Origin of the sequence: Citrobacter sp. wls716, assembly GCF_005280975.1 — a bacterium.
Lineage (GTDB): Bacteria > Pseudomonadota > Gammaproteobacteria > Enterobacterales > Enterobacteriaceae > Citrobacter > Citrobacter youngae.
Genome location: NZ_SZWX01000025.1, coordinates 380,672 through 395,866, shown reverse-complemented (window position 1 = coordinate 395,866; position 15,195 = coordinate 380,672). Strand labels below are relative to the sequence as shown.

Sequence of the window (15,195 nt, the reverse complement as noted above, 5' to 3'; positions counted from 1 at the left end):
ATGAAATTTACCGTTGAACGTGAACATTTATTAAAACCGCTTCAGCAGGTCAGCGGCCCGCTGGGTGGACGTCCTACACTGCCGATCCTCGGAAACCTGCTGCTGCAGGTTGCTGACGGTGCGCTTTCTCTGACCGGTACCGATCTCGAAATGGAGATGGTGGCGCGCGTGGCGCTGATCCAGCCGCATGAACCTGGTGCGACCACCGTTCCGGCGCGTAAATTCTTCGATATTTGCCGCGGGTTGCCGGAAGGCGCAGAAATTGCCGTTCAACTGGAAGGCGACCGTATGCTGGTGCGTTCTGGCCGCAGCCGTTTCTCGCTGTCCACGCTGCCTGCCGCCGACTTCCCGAATCTGGACGACTGGCAGAGCGAAGTCGAATTCACGCTAGCGCAGGCGACGATGAAGCGTCTGATTGAAGCCACGCAGTTTTCAATGGCGCATCAGGACGTGCGTTACTATTTAAACGGCATGCTGTTTGAAACCGAAGGGGAAGAGCTGCGTACCGTGGCGACCGACGGTCACCGCCTGGCGGTCTGTTCAATGCCTGTCGGTCAGCCGTTGCCCAGCCATTCGGTGATCGTACCGCGTAAAGGCGTGATTGAACTGATGCGTATGCTCGACGGCGGCGATAACCCGCTGCGCGTGCAGATTGGCAGCAACAACATTCGTGCGCACGTGGGTGATTTCATCTTTACCTCCAAGCTGGTTGACGGTCGTTTCCCGGATTATCGCCGCGTACTGCCGAAGAATCCGGACAAACATCTGGAAGCAGGTTGCGATATCCTCAAACAGGCGTTTGCCCGTGCGGCGATCCTTTCTAACGAGAAATTCCGCGGCGTGCGTCTGTATGTCAGTGAAAACCAGCTGAAAATCACCGCTAATAACCCGGAGCAGGAAGAAGCCGAAGAAATTCTGGATGTCTCCTATCCTGGTACAGAACTGGAAATCGGCTTTAACGTTAGCTACGTACTGGACGTTCTGAACGCGCTGAAGTGCGAAAACGTGCGTATTCTGCTGACCGATTCCGTCTCCAGCGTACAAATTGAAGATGCAGCCAGCCAGAGCGCGGCTTACGTTGTTATGCCAATGAGACTGTAATGTCGCTGACCCGCCTGTTGATCCGCGATTTTCGTAATATCGAAAACGCGGATCTCGCTTTATCTCCCGGCTTTAACTTCCTGGTAGGCGCTAACGGCAGCGGCAAAACCAGCGTGCTGGAAGCTATCTATACGCTCGGCCACGGTCGGGCGTTTCGCAGTTTGCAAATTGGCCGCGTGATTCGCCACGAGCAGGAATCGTTTGTTTTACACGGGCGTTTGCAGGGTGATGAGCGTGAGACGTCGATTGGCCTGACGAAAGACAAACTGGGCGACAGTAAAGTGCGCATTGACGGCACTGACGGGCACAAGGTCGCGGAACTGGCGCACCTGATGCCGATGCAGCTGATCACGCCCGAGGGGTTTACTTTACTCAATGGCGGCCCCAAATACAGAAGAGCATTCCTTGACTGGGGATGCTTTCACAATGAAGCCGGATTTTTCACCGCCTGGAGCAACCTGAAGCGCCTGCTCAAACAGCGCAATGCAGCACTGCGCCAGGTAAGTCGTTATGAACAACTCCGCCCGTGGGATAAAGAACTGATCCCACTGGCGGAACAAATCAGCACCTGGCGCGCGGAGTACAGCGCCGGTATCGCGCAGGATATGGCGGATACCTGCCAGCAGTTTCTTCCCGAGTTTTCTCTCTCCTTCTCTTTCCAGCGCGGCTGGGAGAAAGAGACAGATTACGCCGAAGTGCTGGAACGCAGTTTTGAACGCGATCGCATGTTGACCTACACCGCGCACGGTCCGCATAAGGCGGATTTCCGCATTCGCGCCGATGGTGCGCCGGTGGAAGATACGTTGTCGCGTGGGCAGCTCAAGCTGCTGATGTGCGCCTTACGTCTGGCGCAAGGGGAGTTTCTGACCCGTGAAAGCGGGCGGCGCTGCCTGTACCTGATAGATGATTTTGCCTCTGAACTGGATGACGCGCGTCGCGGACTGCTGGCCAGCCGCTTAAAAGCCACGCAATCTCAGGTCTTTGTCAGCGCAATCAGCGCTGAACACGTTATAGACATGTCCGATGAAAATTCGAAGATGTTTACCGTGGAAAAGGGTAAAATAACGGATTAACCCAAGATAAAATGAGCGAGAAACGTTGATGTCGAATTCTTATGACTCCTCCAGTATCAAAGTCCTGAAAGGACTGGATGCGGTGCGTAAGCGCCCGGGTATGTATATCGGCGACACGGATGACGGCACCGGTCTGCACCACATGGTATTCGAGGTGGTAGATAACGCTATCGACGAAGCGCTCGCGGGTCACTGTAAAGATATCGTGGTAACGATTCACGCTGACAACTCCGTGTCCGTTACCGATGATGGCCGTGGTATCCCAACCGGTATCCACCCGGAAGAGGGCGTTTCGGCAGCGGAAGTTATCATGACCGTTTTGCACGCAGGCGGTAAATTCGATGATAACTCCTATAAAGTTTCCGGTGGTCTGCACGGCGTAGGTGTTTCCGTCGTTAACGCCCTGTCACAGAAGCTGGAACTGGTGATTCGTCGTGAAGGCAAAGTGCATCAGCAAACTTACGTGCACGGTGTGCCGCAGGCGCCGCTGGCAGTAACTGGCGAAACAGAAATGACGGGGACTCAGGTCCGTTTCTGGCCAAGCCACGAAACCTTTACCAACGTCGTTGAGTTCGAATACGACATTCTGGCTAAGCGTCTGCGCGAGCTGTCATTCCTGAACTCCGGCGTGTCTATTCGTCTGCGCGATAAGCGCGATGGCAAAGAAGATCATTTCCACTACGAAGGCGGCATCAAGGCGTTTGTTGAATACCTCAACAAAAACAAAACGCCGATCCACCCGAATATCTTCTACTTCTCCACCGAAAAAGACGGTATTGGCGTTGAAGTTGCGCTGCAGTGGAACGATGGTTTCCAGGAAAACATCTACTGCTTCACCAACAACATTCCGCAGCGTGACGGCGGTACTCACCTTGCAGGCTTCCGTGCGGCGATGACCCGTACCCTGAACGCCTACATGGACAAAGAAGGCTACAGCAAAAAAGCGAAAGTCAGCGCTACCGGTGACGATGCCCGTGAAGGCCTGATTGCCGTTGTTTCCGTGAAGGTACCGGATCCGAAATTCTCCTCCCAGACCAAAGACAAGCTGGTCTCTTCTGAGGTGAAATCGGCGGTAGAACAGCAGATGAACGAACTGCTGAGCGAATACCTGCTGGAAAACCCGTCTGACGCGAAAATCGTCGTCGGCAAAATTATTGATGCGGCGCGTGCTCGTGAAGCCGCACGCCGCGCGCGTGAAATGACCCGCCGTAAAGGTGCGCTGGACTTAGCGGGTCTGCCGGGCAAACTGGCGGACTGTCAGGAACGCGACCCGGCTCACTCTGAACTGTACCTGGTGGAAGGGGACTCAGCGGGCGGCTCTGCGAAGCAGGGACGTAACCGTAAAAACCAGGCGATTCTGCCGCTGAAGGGTAAAATTCTTAACGTTGAGAAGGCGCGCTTCGACAAGATGCTCTCTTCTCAGGAAGTGGCGACGCTGATCACCGCGCTGGGCTGCGGCATCGGTCGCGACGAGTACAACCCGGACAAACTGCGTTATCACAGCATCATCATCATGACCGATGCGGACGTCGATGGCTCGCACATCCGTACGCTGCTGTTGACCTTCTTCTATCGTCAGATGCCGGAAATCGTTGAGCGCGGCCACGTCTACATTGCGCAGCCGCCGCTGTACAAAGTGAAGAAAGGCAAGCAGGAACAGTACATCAAAGACGATGAAGCGATGGATCAGTACCAGATCTCTATCGCCCTTGATGGTGCTACGCTGCACACCAATGCCCACGCGCCGGCGCTGGCGGGTGATGCGCTGGAAAAACTGGTTTCTGAATACAACGCCACGCAGAAAATGATTGGCCGTATGGAACGCCGTTTCCCGAAAGCGCTGTTGAAAGAACTGGTTTATCAACCGACGCTGGCTGAAGCCGATCTCTCTGATGAAGCGAAAGTCACTGCCTGGGTTTCCCAGCTGGTTAACGTGCTGAATGAAAACGAAATGCACGGCAGCACCTGGAACAGCTTTGTGCGTAAAGACGCTGAACTGAACCTGTTCGAGCCGGTGATCCGCGTGCGTACCCACGGTGTTGATACCGACTATCCGCTGGATCACGAGTTTGTGACCGGCGGCGAATACCGTCGTATCTGCGCGCTGGGTGAGAAACTACGTGGCCTGATCGAAGACGATGCGTTTATCGAACGTGGCGAGCGTCGTCAGCCGGTTGCCAGCTTCGAGCAGGCGCTGGACTGGCTGGTGAAAGAGTCCCGTCGTGGCCTCGCGATTCAGCGCTATAAAGGTCTGGGCGAGATGAACCCGGAACAGCTGTGGGAAACTACCATGGATCCGGAAAGCCGCCGTATGCTGCGCGTTACCGTGAAGGATGCGATTGCCGCTGACCAGTTGTTCACCACGCTGATGGGTGATGCTGTTGAACCGCGTCGTGCATTTATCGAAGAAAACGCCCTGAAAGCGGCGAATATCGATATCTAACATGTACCTCAGGCCTGCTCCTGTAGGCCTGATAAGCGAAGCGCCATCAGGCAGTTCGTCTGCGTTTGCCGGATGGCGGCTCAGGCCCTATCCGCCCTACCATCGATTGTCAAAAGGGGAATCCCGATTCCCCTTTCCATCCCCCTTTTCGTAGCTGTTTTTTGAGCGGAATCGCGTTAGCATGAGGATGGACTCATTTAATCCGGGGAACTCATGGCTATCAAACTTATTGCTATCGACATGGATGGCACACTTCTGCTGCCCGATCACACCATTTCACCAGCGGTCAAAACGGCGATTGCCGCGGCACGCGCGCGAGGTGTGAATGTGGTGCTGACCACGGGGCGCCCGTATGCTGGCGTCCACAGCTATCTGAAAGAACTGCATATGGAACAACCCGGTGACTACTGTATTACCTACAACGGTGCGCTGGTGCAGAAAGCCGGAGATGGAAGCACCGTCGCGCAAACCGCGCTGAGCTATGATGATTACCGCTTCCTGGAACAACTCTCCAGGACGGTCGGCTCGCATTTCCACGCACTCGATCGCAATACTCTGTATACCGCCAACCGTGATATCAGTTACTACACGGTGCATGAGTCTTTTGTCGCGACCATCCCGCTGGTGTTCTGTGAAGCAGAGAAAATGGACCCGGCGACCCAGTTCCTGAAAGTGATGATGATTGATGAACCAGAAATCCTCGATCAAGCCATCTCGCGTATTCCAGCAGAGGTAAAAGAGAAGTACACCGTGCTGAAAAGTGCGCCATATTTCCTCGAAATTCTGGATAAACGCGTCAATAAAGGCACTGGCGTGAAATCGCTGGCCGATGCGTTAGGAATTAAAGCCGAAGAGGTGATGGCGATTGGCGATCAGGAAAATGATATCGCGATGATCGAATACGCAGGCGTAGGCGTTGCAATGGATAATGCTATTTCGTCGGTGAAAGAAGTGGCTAACTTCGTGACGAAATCCAATCTTGAAGACGGCGTAGCCTGGGCGATTGAGAAATACGTTCTCTCCTGATACACGTATGCCTGGCTTCGGCCAGGCATAAAACATTAAGAATGTTATAAAAATCATGTTTGTATTATCAGATGTGAAATCGCACATTAATCCCCCCATTTAGCACGTAACTTCTATACTCTCCCCCCTTCTTTTATATTCGGGCGATTCCTGCCTGCAACTATGTTTCCTTATGACTAACACACGCATCCGCCTGGTGTTGATGACGTCTTCCTGTTTGGCTTTTCAGGCCTGGGCTGCGACGGATTCTGGCTCAACATTGACACCGCTGTATGACTATCAGGACGATGGTCAGGCTACTTCTTTGCCGACAAAACCCGCGGTTAAACCAACCACAAGCCACTCTGTTTTGCCGTTTTTAGGTGAGGAGGCACGTAAACGTGGCTACGACCTGCCTGAGCCGTTTGGCGTGAATATTAACTACATGAATATCAGGCAAAACATTAATGTAGACAGCATCAATTTCAACGGTCTTTCCCTGCGCGGTCACTCGTTGAATAACGCGTTTAAAATCAACGTCGGCAACACCCGAGAGAGAAGTAAAACCGAAACCTTAAAACTGGATGCCTGGCTGCTGCCCTTTATGAACGTCTATGGTCTGATTGGCTATACCGACGGACACTCTGTTTCGCAGATAGGTGTAGGAATCAAAGGACCACGTAAATACCGTACACCAGCCAATTTGCAGAATCTGGCATTTCAGCTCGACTTTAAAGGCACAACCTACGGTGTAGGAACGACTCTGGTTGGTGGAGTGGGCTACTGGTTTACGGCTTTTGATGCCAACTATACGCAAACACAGTTCGATATCCTTGATGGCAGTATTAATGCCTTTACCATCTCTCCGCGTGTAGGTTATCGCTTTACCACTCCCGGCATGGAGACCCTGCACATGCCATCCGGTAAGTTAAATCTGTGGGTGGGCAGCATGTATCAGGATGTGCAGCAAGAATTTAGCGGCAGCCTGAACGATCTCACGATGCCTTCTGCGGCGCTGCAAAAAATGGTGGATATTGCGAACAAGGATAGCAATGGTCGCTTCGATGTTAAACAACACCTGCAATCCCCCTGGAACGTGCTGGTAGGCGCGCAATATGAGTTGACCCGCAACGTTAATATCACCACCGAAATTGGCTTCGCCGACCGTAATAGCTTCTTTGCTGCGGGAGAGTATCGTTTTTGACGCGCATCGGCCTGCTTCTGTTTTTCTGCCTGTTTGCCGGATACGTTCAGTCGGCGCTGCCGACCCGCAATGAGATTGACGGCTGGCTGAATAAACTGGGCGCCAGCGATAACTTTAACGCCACTAAAGGTATCGACTGGGGAGTGATGCCTGGGCCGTTTTATACCCCAGAACTGGGGCTGGGGATCGGGACGGCGGTGGTGGGGATGTATCGACCCGATCCGAACGATACGGTGAGTCAAAACTCGACGCTGACGTTGAGCGGCTACTTTAGCTCAACGGGGGCCTTTGGCATCACGATGCAAAATTATGCTTTTTTCGCCGACGATCGCTGGCGTTTCTTTCTTAATGGCGCATTAACAGATACCCCAACCTACTACTGGGGGCAGGGTTTTAGCGCCGGAGATAAAGATAGCCAAAAACAGCAATATACCGCTCAGGTCCTGGATTTGCGTCCAACGCTATACCGGCGGTTAGCGCCTAACATCTATCTGGGGGTCGGCTGGTCGCTGAATACCCAGCATGCTGCGCAAATGGACGACAACGATCCGCCGAAAATTGAAACTACGCCGCAGGGGGCATCGGTTCTCAGTTCCGGGAGTAGCGTGGAACTGAGCTGGGACGATCGTGATTTCGTACCCAATCCGCGTAAAGGGCAGTATGCCGATGTGCGCTACACCCGCTTTACTCCTGAGGTGGGGAGCGATACCCGGTTTGATGAATACCAGTTGCATTACAGCCGTTACCACTCGCTGGACGATAAAAACGTGCTGGCATGGGAGGCGGATGGCACGTTTACCCAGGGAGCAGTGCCATGGAGCATGATGCCGCTGCTCGGTAGCAATCAACGCATGCGCGGTTATTACGAAGGGCGCTATCGGGACAAGAATGTCGTCAGCGGGCAACTTGAGTATCGCCGCAAGCTCGATTGGCGGCACGGCGTGGTCGGTTGGCTGGGTGCAGGGACTATGGGGCCATCATTTAGTGCGCTGGACGACGGACGACTCCTGCCCTCGGCAGGAGTCGGTTATCGCTTTGAATTCAAGCCGCGCGTCAACGTACGCCTGGATTACGGCATCGGCAAAGGCAGCAGCGGTTTCTATTTTCAGGTCGGAGAGGCATTTTGAGCAGGTTGCTGAAAACTATGTCGTTACTGGCATCACTTCTCGCAGGCAGCGCTGGAGCGGCACTACCAGTGGCATTAGATCTGTCTCCGCAGGTAACAACGAGAGCGACCACCGCGTGGCCTGCTATGCCGCCACAGCCACTGCCTAAAGGGTTACGTCCTTGCTGTGCATTTGGCTACAACTTGCATGCGGAATTGCTGGGCATGCCGGTACCGTTTTATCAGCTGGATAACGTGGTCCCGGCGAGCCACCTTGGATTGCATCAGTACAACGATAGCATGCTGGCCGGGCTGGAAAACCTGACCGGCTTAAGCCGTGAAAATAACGGCATTCTCTACACCACGCACGGTGGCTTTATTGATACCGCCCACGTGCGTGATACCGCTGATATGACGGTCTATATCTTTAGTCAGATCCTGCCGAAACTGGGACAGGCTTTTACGCTCGATCTGGATAGCGAACTGGCCCAGCGTCGGTTAGTGTTTAATGCCTTTACACCACCAACCGATCCTGTCGCGCGTTACACGCTGGCAGCCTGGCTGGCCGCTCATCTGGCGTTTCAGGTCGCGGAGTGGCATGAAATTGCGCAATGGTACGGTTTTGAGTCTGTTCCCGGATTTTCTGAAGGTGTTTCTGCATTTTCGCCAGAGGATCTTTACTCCAATCTGCTTGGTGCCCGCCTGGCGGTGTCGCTGATTCTGGAGGGGCAAACAGTTTCTCAGGGGGTTTACGAGGTGGCGATGGGGACGGCACTTCGCCAGGCACTTGTCCATCTTGGCGCTCAGTCGCCGGAACTCACCCGTTTCCATTTCGATATGCTGGACGGCCGCTGGTGGAACAGTCGGCGTCGGGTGCCGGAAAAGTATCTGGTGCTGCGGCGTAACTATCAGATGGGGGATAATCGTTTGCCGACACGCGTGCCTGGCGAGCGGGCTGTTCTGCAGCGACTGGCGCTGCCGCACCACTGGCAGGGCGTTGATCTCAATGCTGTCGGAGAGTTGCAACTGTGGCCGGGTACAGCAATGGAGCAGTTACCGCCACCCATTCGTTACTATACGTTCGAGGACTTCCCCGCTTTGGCTGTGAACGCTCAGCAAGCTGATGCGCTTGCGGCCCGCTAAAGGCTTATGGGATACGCGCTGTGCGTGGTAAAAAGGAGCGGTATTTTTCGTCCGGGACACCACCATGAAACAAATCACCTTTGCAGCGCGTAATCATCAGCTTACCAATATCAACACCTGGACACCGGACAGCCAGTGGCTGGTCTTTGATGTGCGTCCTTCCGGTGCATCGTTTACCGGAGAGACGATTGAACGCGTCAATATTCACACCGGTGAGGTGGCGGTGATTTACCGTGCTACGCAAGGCGCACACGTCGGCGTGGTGACCGTTCATCCAAAAGCTGAAAAATATGTGTTCATTCATGGACCAGAAAACCCTGATGAAACATGGTATTACGATTTTCATCATCGCCGTGGAGTGATTGCTACGCAGGCAGATGTGGGGAATCTGGATGCGATGGATATTACTGCGCCGTATACCCCAGGCGCGCTGCGCGGTGGTAGTCATGTGCATGTTTTTAGCCCAAACGGCGAGTTTGTCAGTTTTACCTATAACGATCACGTGCTACATGAGCGCTCACCGGCGCTGGATTTACGCAATGTCGGCGTTGCTGCGCCGTATGGGCCGGTGAAGGTCTCCGCGCAGCATCCCCGTGAATACAGCGGGAACTCTTGGTGCGTGCTGGTGAGCCAGACGACACCAACGCCAAAACCGGGGAGCGATGAGATTAACCGCGCTTATGAAGAAGGCTGGGTGGGGGATCATACGCTGGCCTTTATCGGCGACACGTTGTCTGTCAGTGGCGAAAAAGTACCGGAACTGTTTATCGTTGATTTGCCACGCCATGAATGTGGCTGGAAACAGCCTGGCGAGGCACCTCTGGAAGGAACGGAAGCAACAATGCCTGCGCCACCAGCCGGCATAGTCCAGCGCCGCCTGACGTTTACTCATGATCGCGCCTTCCCGGGGCTGGTGAATCAACCGCGGCATTGGGTGCGCAGTAATCCAACGGCAGCCGAAATTGCGTTTCTGATGCGTGATGACAACGGTATCGTGCAGTTATGGTTGATTTCCCCACAGGGAGGAGAACCGCGTCAGCTTACCCGCTGTGACACGGATATTCAGTCAGCATTCAACTGGCATCCGTCGGGAAAATGGTTGGGATTTGTACTGCAGAACAGAATCGCTTGTTGTGATGCGCAGACGGGAGAGATTGAATTTTTAACGACCAGCCATGGCAACCCACCTTCAGCAGATGCGATCGTCTTCTCTCCTGATGGCCGACAGGTTGCATGGATGGAAGACGTCGACGGTTTCCGCCAGCTATGGGTGACAGAAACCGGACGTTAACTTAAGGCGCAGGCATTTGAGCGGGGGGGATAACGGCGTTGGTGGCTTGCGTTCTCTCCTCGCTCTTTTCTACGCGAGATCGAACCGAGTTATCTTTGCGAAAGAGATCCCACGGAAGCAGTACCGTATCCAGAACCGCGGTAAAAGGCATATCCAGAATCGCCAGCGACTTTGTTCCCCAGTTTGTATCACTTTCGCTAATCATTGTGGCGCTGGCGCGCGTGCCAGGATATATCCCTTCTTTCCCTCCGGTATGTGACATCACGCTGGAACAGCCGCTGATAAAAACCATCCCGCTGCACATCATCAGTGTTAACACTATTTTTTTTATCATCATTATTTCATCTGCTAATCATCGTGTTTGCAGGGTGAGTTAAAGCGATCCGTTGCGAAAATAACATCACCATCTTGTCGCACTGTGGCGGCAATCGCGATTTAACGATAACGACTGCTCCCCCCAGTGTATGCAATAGACAACAAACTGCAAAAAAAGTCAGAGGAGTACGCTTGAAAAGTTTGTATTAAGACCCATTTTTAGGGTGTAGACAAATGAAGGGCATGCCTGATGGGTGTCCTGGCTACCTGACCTGTCCAAGATGGAAGGTCCAACATTCTCGCTGATTTCAGGAGCTATTGATTATGCGTAACTTTGATTTATCCCCGCTATACCGTTCTGCTATTGGATTTGATCGTCTGTTTAACCTGCTGGAAAACAACCAGGGCCAAAGCAATGGTGGCTACCCTCCGTACAACGTTGAGCTGGTAGACGAAAACCACTACCGCATTGCGATTGCCGTTGCGGGCTTTGCTGAAAGCGAGCTGGAAATTACCGCCCAGGATAATTTGCTGGTGGTGAAAGGCGCGCATGCGGACGAGCAAAAAGAACGTACTTACCTGTACCAGGGTATTGCCGAACGCAACTTCGAACGCAAGTTCCAGTTAGCGGAGAACATCCACGTTCGCGGCGCAAACCTGGTAAACGGTCTGCTGTATATCGAGCTTGAGCGCGTGATTCCTGAAGCGAACAAACCGCGCCGCATCGAAATCAACTAATTTATCTGTCGGGCCGCTTGCGCGGCCCTGCTAAGCACAGGCTTGCCGTCAGGGAGCCGAAAGGTACTTACTCGCTTCTTAGAAGGAGAATATTATGCGTAACTACGATTTATCCCCACTGCTGCGTCAATGGATCGGTTTTGACAAACTGGCCAATGCATTACAAAACGCTGGTGAAAGCCAAAGCTTCCCACCCTATAACATCGAAAAGAGCGATGATAACCACTACCGCATTACCCTTGCGTTAGCCGGTTTCCGTCAGGAAGATTTGGATATTCAACTGGAAGGCACGCGTCTGACCGTAAAAGGTACGCCGCAGCAGCCGGAAAAAGAGACCAAATGGTTGCATCAGGGGCTGGTCACTCAATCATTCAGTCTGAGCTTTACGTTGGCTGAAAATATGGAAGTCTCCGGCGCAAGCTTCACCAATGGCTTACTGCATATTGATTTGACCCGTAATGAACCTGAAACCATTGCTCCACAACGTATCGCCATCAGCGAACGTCCCGCATTAAATAGCTAAATAGCTCCAGGCCTTTGCCCCGCCAGAAATGACGGGGCTTTTTTGTGCTTTACCCCCCATACATTGCGCTTGTACTCTGCGAGAATCCATTTACTTAATGATGTTATTCACAGGGAACAGAAGAATGAGTGATATAGCATTGACGGTCAGCGTTCTGGCATTGGTGGCGGTTGTCGGGTTATGGATCGGCAACATTAAAGTACGGGGCGTTGGTTTTGGCATCGGAGGCGTACTGTTCGGCGGTATCATCGTCGGACACTTTGTCGATCAGGCAGGGATGACCCTGAGCGGCGATATGTTGCATTTTATTCAGGAATTTGGCCTGATACTCTTCGTCTATACCATCGGCATCCAGGTAGGGCCGGGTTTCTTTGCCTCACTGCGTGTTTCGGGACTGCGTCTGAACCTGTTTGCAGTGCTGATCGTGATTATCGGGGGGCTGGTTACCGCGCTTCTGCATAAGATCTTCGCTATTCCGCTGCCTGTGGTGCTGGGGATCTTCTCCGGCGCGGTCACCAATACGCCCGCACTGGGTGCCGGGCAGCAAATTCTGCGCGATCTGGGTACGCCGGGGGATGTGGTCGATCAGATGGGGATGAGCTATGCCATGGCTTATCCTTTCGGTATTTGCGGTATTTTGCTCACAATGTGGCTGATGCGCCTCATTTTCCGCGTGAACGTTGAGTCCGAAGCTCAGCAGCATGAATCAACGCTGACCAACGGTCATACGCTGATTCAGACGATGAACATTCGTGTTGAAAACCCGAACCTCAATAATATGGCGATTCAGGATGTCCCCATTCTGAACAGCGACAAAATCATCTGTTCACGCCTGAAGCGAGATGAAACGTTGATGGTGCCGTCGCCGGGGACGATTATCCAGATGGGCGATCTGCTTCACCTGGTCGGACAGCCTGGCGATCTGCATAATGCGAAGGTGGTGATTGGGCAGGAAGTGGACACTTCGCTGTCAACGCGGGGTACGGATTTGCGTGTTGAACGTGTCGTTGTGACCAACGAACAGGTGCTTGGCAAGCGGATCCGTGACCTGCACTTTAAAGAACGTTACGACGTGGTGATTTCCCGTCTGAACCGCGCGGGCGTTGAGCTGGTCGCCAGCAGCGATGCCAGCCTGCAATTTGGCGATATCCTCAATCTGGTGGGGCGTCCTTCGTCGATTGATGCCGTTGCCAATGTTGTGGGTAACGCACAGCAAAAACTGCAGCAGGTGCAGATGTTGCCGGTGTTTATTGGGATCGGGCTGGGGGTGTTGTTGGGTTCAATCCCGCTGTTTATCCCCGGTTTCCCGGTGGCATTAAAACTGGGGCTGGCCGGTGGACCACTGATTATGGCGCTGATTTTGGGGCGTATTGGCAGTATCGGTAAGCTGTACTGGTTTATGCCTCCCAGCGCGAACCTGGCGTTGCGAGAGTTGGGTATCGTACTGTTTCTCGCGGTGGTTGGTCTGAAGTCAGGCGGTGATTTTGTTCATACCCTGACGCAGGGCGACGGTCTGAGCTGGGTGGGCTACGGTATTTTTATCACCGCAATCCCGCTGATTACCGTCGGTCTGCTGGCGCGCCTTCTCACCAAAATGAACTACCTGACGCTGTGTGGCATGTTGGCTGGCTCAATGACCGATCCTCCTGCGCTGGCGTTTGCTAACAACCTGCATGCCACCAGCGGGGCGGCAGCGCTCTCCTACGCCACCGTTTATCCGCTGGTCATGTTCCTGAGGATTATCACCCCACAACTGTTGGCGGTGCTCTTCTGGGGATTAGGTTAAAACTGACCTATCCAGTCAGCATATCCAGGAATGCCTGATGCGCTGCGCTTATCCGACCTACATCGTTCACTGTAGGCCGGATAAGGCGCCAGTCGCCATCCGGCATTTCAAAGCACATCTCTCTTTTCCATTGTCTCATCACATTACACTCCCTTTCGTTTGCGAATCAGGTTCATACTCTTTCACTGTTCCGGTATAACGACCAGACTACAATATTGAAGGAGTCGCCATGAAGATTTCCCGCCTTGGAGAAGCGCCGGATTACCGCTTCTCGCTGGCAAATGAGCGTACGTTTCTGGCGTGGATCCGCACTGCGCTGGGTTTTCTGGCGGCGGGCGTTGGTCTTGATCAACTGGCCCCGGACTTTGCTACGCCAGTCATCCGTGAGGCACTTGCCTTGCTGCTGTGTCTGTTTGCGGGTGGTCTGGCGATCTACGGTTATCTGCGCTGGTTGCGAAATGAAAAGGCGATGCGTCTGAAAGAGGACATGCCGTACACCAACAGCCTGCTGATTATCAGCGTCATGCTGACGCTTGTGGCGGTGATTGTTATGGCGCTGGTGCTGTATGCCGGGTAGTCGTAAGGCCCGTCGCCAGTCCGATCCTGGTCTACAACCGGAACGGACATCGCTGGCCTGGTTTCGCACGTTGCTAGGCTATGGCGCACTGATGGCGCTGGCGATTAAGCATAACTGGCATCAGGCGGGAGCGTTATTCTGGGTTTCAATAGCGGTGCTGGCAATTGTGGCGATTATTCTCTGGCGCTACACCCGCAGCCGTAACCTGATGGATGTTACGCATAGCGATTTTTCTGAATCTCGTGCGGTGCGTGACAAATTTATGATCTCCCTCGCGGTGTTATCCCTTGCAATACTGTTTGCTGTAACACACGTTCGCCAACTTATCGTATATATCGGGAATTTTGCATGACAGTATGTGAGGACATGGATGTTAGTGAGGGTATTTTAAAGGTGGTGATTGATCACCAGAAGAGTTTGCAACCTATTGAACTGTACCGTGATTTACGACAAGGCGATGTTCGTCTCGTACAGTTTATCCCTCTGATTAAGCGCGATGAAGCAGGCAACCTGACGGCTGAATCTGTCACACCAGAAGGGTGGGGGCAGTTTTTAAATACGATATTTGATATCTGGGTTCGTGAAGATATTAATCGGGTATCTATTCAGCTTTTTGATAAAACTCTGCGTCGATGGTGTGGTCTGGCGGTTCAAATTGAACGGCAATCGACCTCACAGCAGAGCGTGCGTTGTCGGTCATGTTCCTTATCGCAATTTTACCGTGGTGATTGCCCGGTGCATGGGGATACTCACGGGGAAAATGTGCTGTGTGCGGGATATCAGGCCTTCTTTGAACACTCATCACCCCATATGCGCGTCATGCGCGATCTGATTAAACAGCATCGCTCACCGATGGAGCTGATGGCGATGCTGCGTTGAGATCAGAGGGGG

The 15,195-nt window shown here is 53.3% G+C and carries 15 protein-coding genes and 1 other annotated feature; of the genes, 14 read left to right on the top strand and 1 reads right to left on the bottom strand.

Annotated elements, in window-relative coordinates:
- The 8 genes from dnaN (at position 1) to FDX24_RS09740 (ending at position 10,365) form a co-directional block, all read left to right on the top strand.
- Entirely contained in the window at positions 1 to 1,101 is a 1,101-nt protein-coding gene (gene dnaN, locus FDX24_RS09775; RefSeq protein ID WP_137364207.1) for a DNA polymerase III subunit beta, read from the top strand.
- Complete coding sequence (gene recF, locus FDX24_RS09770; RefSeq protein WP_048213772.1) at positions 1,101 to 2,174, top strand: DNA replication/repair protein RecF; 1,074 nt, start codon at positions 1,101 to 1,103, stop codon at positions 2,172 to 2,174. Before dnaN ends, recF begins: the two co-directional genes overlap by 1 nt.
- A 28-nt stretch (positions 2,175 to 2,202) precedes the next feature.
- Complete coding sequence (gene gyrB / locus FDX24_RS09765; RefSeq protein WP_137364206.1) at positions 2,203 to 4,617, top strand: DNA topoisomerase (ATP-hydrolyzing) subunit B; 2,415 nt, start codon at positions 2,203 to 2,205, stop codon at positions 4,615 to 4,617.
- Between the two features lie 213 nt (positions 4,618 to 4,830).
- Entirely contained in the window at positions 4,831 to 5,643 is an 813-nt protein-coding gene (gene yidA / locus FDX24_RS09760) for a sugar-phosphatase (RefSeq protein WP_048213770.1), read from the top strand.
- Positions 5,644 to 5,815: 172 nt separating this feature from the next.
- The gene (locus FDX24_RS09755) at positions 5,816 to 6,826 is read left to right on the top strand and encodes a hypothetical protein (RefSeq protein ID WP_137364205.1); all 1,011 of its coding nucleotides are present in this window, start codon (positions 5,816 to 5,818) and stop codon (positions 6,824 to 6,826) included.
- Positions 6,827 to 6,831: 5 nt separating this feature from the next.
- On the top strand, positions 6,832 to 7,953 hold the full coding sequence (locus tag FDX24_RS09750) for a BamA/TamA family outer membrane protein (protein WP_086523819.1): 1,122 nt from the start codon (positions 6,832 to 6,834) through the stop codon (positions 7,951 to 7,953).
- Positions 7,950 to 9,074 carry a DUF4056 domain-containing protein gene (locus FDX24_RS09745; RefSeq protein WP_370529569.1) on the top strand — a complete coding sequence of 375 codons (1,125 nt, stop codon included), beginning with the start codon at positions 7,950 to 7,952 and terminating at the stop codon, positions 9,072 to 9,074. Before FDX24_RS09750 ends, FDX24_RS09745 begins: the two co-directional genes overlap by 4 nt.
- A 64-nt stretch (positions 9,075 to 9,138) precedes the next feature.
- Positions 9,139 to 10,365 (top strand): DUF3748 domain-containing protein, encoded by a 1,227-nt coding sequence (locus tag FDX24_RS09740; protein ID WP_137364204.1) that lies wholly within the window; start codon positions 9,139 to 9,141, stop codon positions 10,363 to 10,365.
- A 1-nt stretch (position 10,366) separates the two neighbouring features.
- Here the strand turns inward: FDX24_RS09740 and FDX24_RS09735 are convergent, their stop codons facing one another.
- The gene (locus FDX24_RS09735; RefSeq protein ID WP_162873168.1) at positions 10,367 to 10,699 is read right to left on the bottom strand and encodes a YceK/YidQ family lipoprotein; all 333 of its coding nucleotides are present in this window, start codon (positions 10,697 to 10,699) and stop codon (positions 10,367 to 10,369) included.
- A gap of 239 nt (positions 10,700 to 10,938) precedes the next feature.
- Positions 10,939 to 11,011, top strand: a sequence feature (ROSE (Repression Of Heat Shock gene Expression) occurs in the 5'-region of heat shock genes and acts as an RNA thermometer to modulate expression.).
- Between FDX24_RS09735 and ibpA the strand changes: the two genes are divergently transcribed.
- The 6 genes from ibpA (at position 11,005) to FDX24_RS09705 (ending at position 15,183) form a co-directional block, all read left to right on the top strand.
- The gene (gene ibpA, locus FDX24_RS09730) at positions 11,005 to 11,418 is read left to right on the top strand and encodes a small heat shock chaperone IbpA (protein WP_040231504.1); all 414 of its coding nucleotides are present in this window, start codon (positions 11,005 to 11,007) and stop codon (positions 11,416 to 11,418) included. (Overlaps the previous feature by 7 nt.)
- A 94-nt stretch (positions 11,419 to 11,512) precedes the next feature.
- Positions 11,513 to 11,941 carry a small heat shock chaperone IbpB gene (gene ibpB / locus FDX24_RS09725; RefSeq protein ID WP_005121488.1) on the top strand — a complete coding sequence of 143 codons (429 nt, stop codon included), beginning with the start codon at positions 11,513 to 11,515 and terminating at the stop codon, positions 11,939 to 11,941.
- A 124-nt stretch (positions 11,942 to 12,065) separates the two neighbouring features.
- Positions 12,066 to 13,727 carry a putative transporter gene (locus tag FDX24_RS09720; RefSeq protein ID WP_048213765.1) on the top strand — a complete coding sequence of 554 codons (1,662 nt, stop codon included), beginning with the start codon at positions 12,066 to 12,068 and terminating at the stop codon, positions 13,725 to 13,727.
- 229 nt (positions 13,728 to 13,956) lie between these two features.
- On the top strand, positions 13,957 to 14,304 hold the full coding sequence (locus FDX24_RS09715) for a YidH family protein (RefSeq protein ID WP_005121491.1): 348 nt from the start codon (positions 13,957 to 13,959) through the stop codon (positions 14,302 to 14,304).
- The gene (locus FDX24_RS09710; RefSeq protein WP_048213764.1) at positions 14,294 to 14,656 is read left to right on the top strand and encodes a DUF202 domain-containing protein; all 363 of its coding nucleotides are present in this window, start codon (positions 14,294 to 14,296) and stop codon (positions 14,654 to 14,656) included. Before FDX24_RS09715 ends, FDX24_RS09710 begins: the two co-directional genes overlap by 11 nt.
- Positions 14,653 to 15,183, top strand: a complete 531-nt coding sequence (locus tag FDX24_RS09705; protein ID WP_048213763.1) for a radical SAM protein — start codon at positions 14,653 to 14,655, stop codon at positions 15,181 to 15,183. Before FDX24_RS09710 ends, FDX24_RS09705 begins: the two co-directional genes overlap by 4 nt.
- The last annotated feature ends 12 nt before the right edge of the window (positions 15,184 to 15,195 follow it).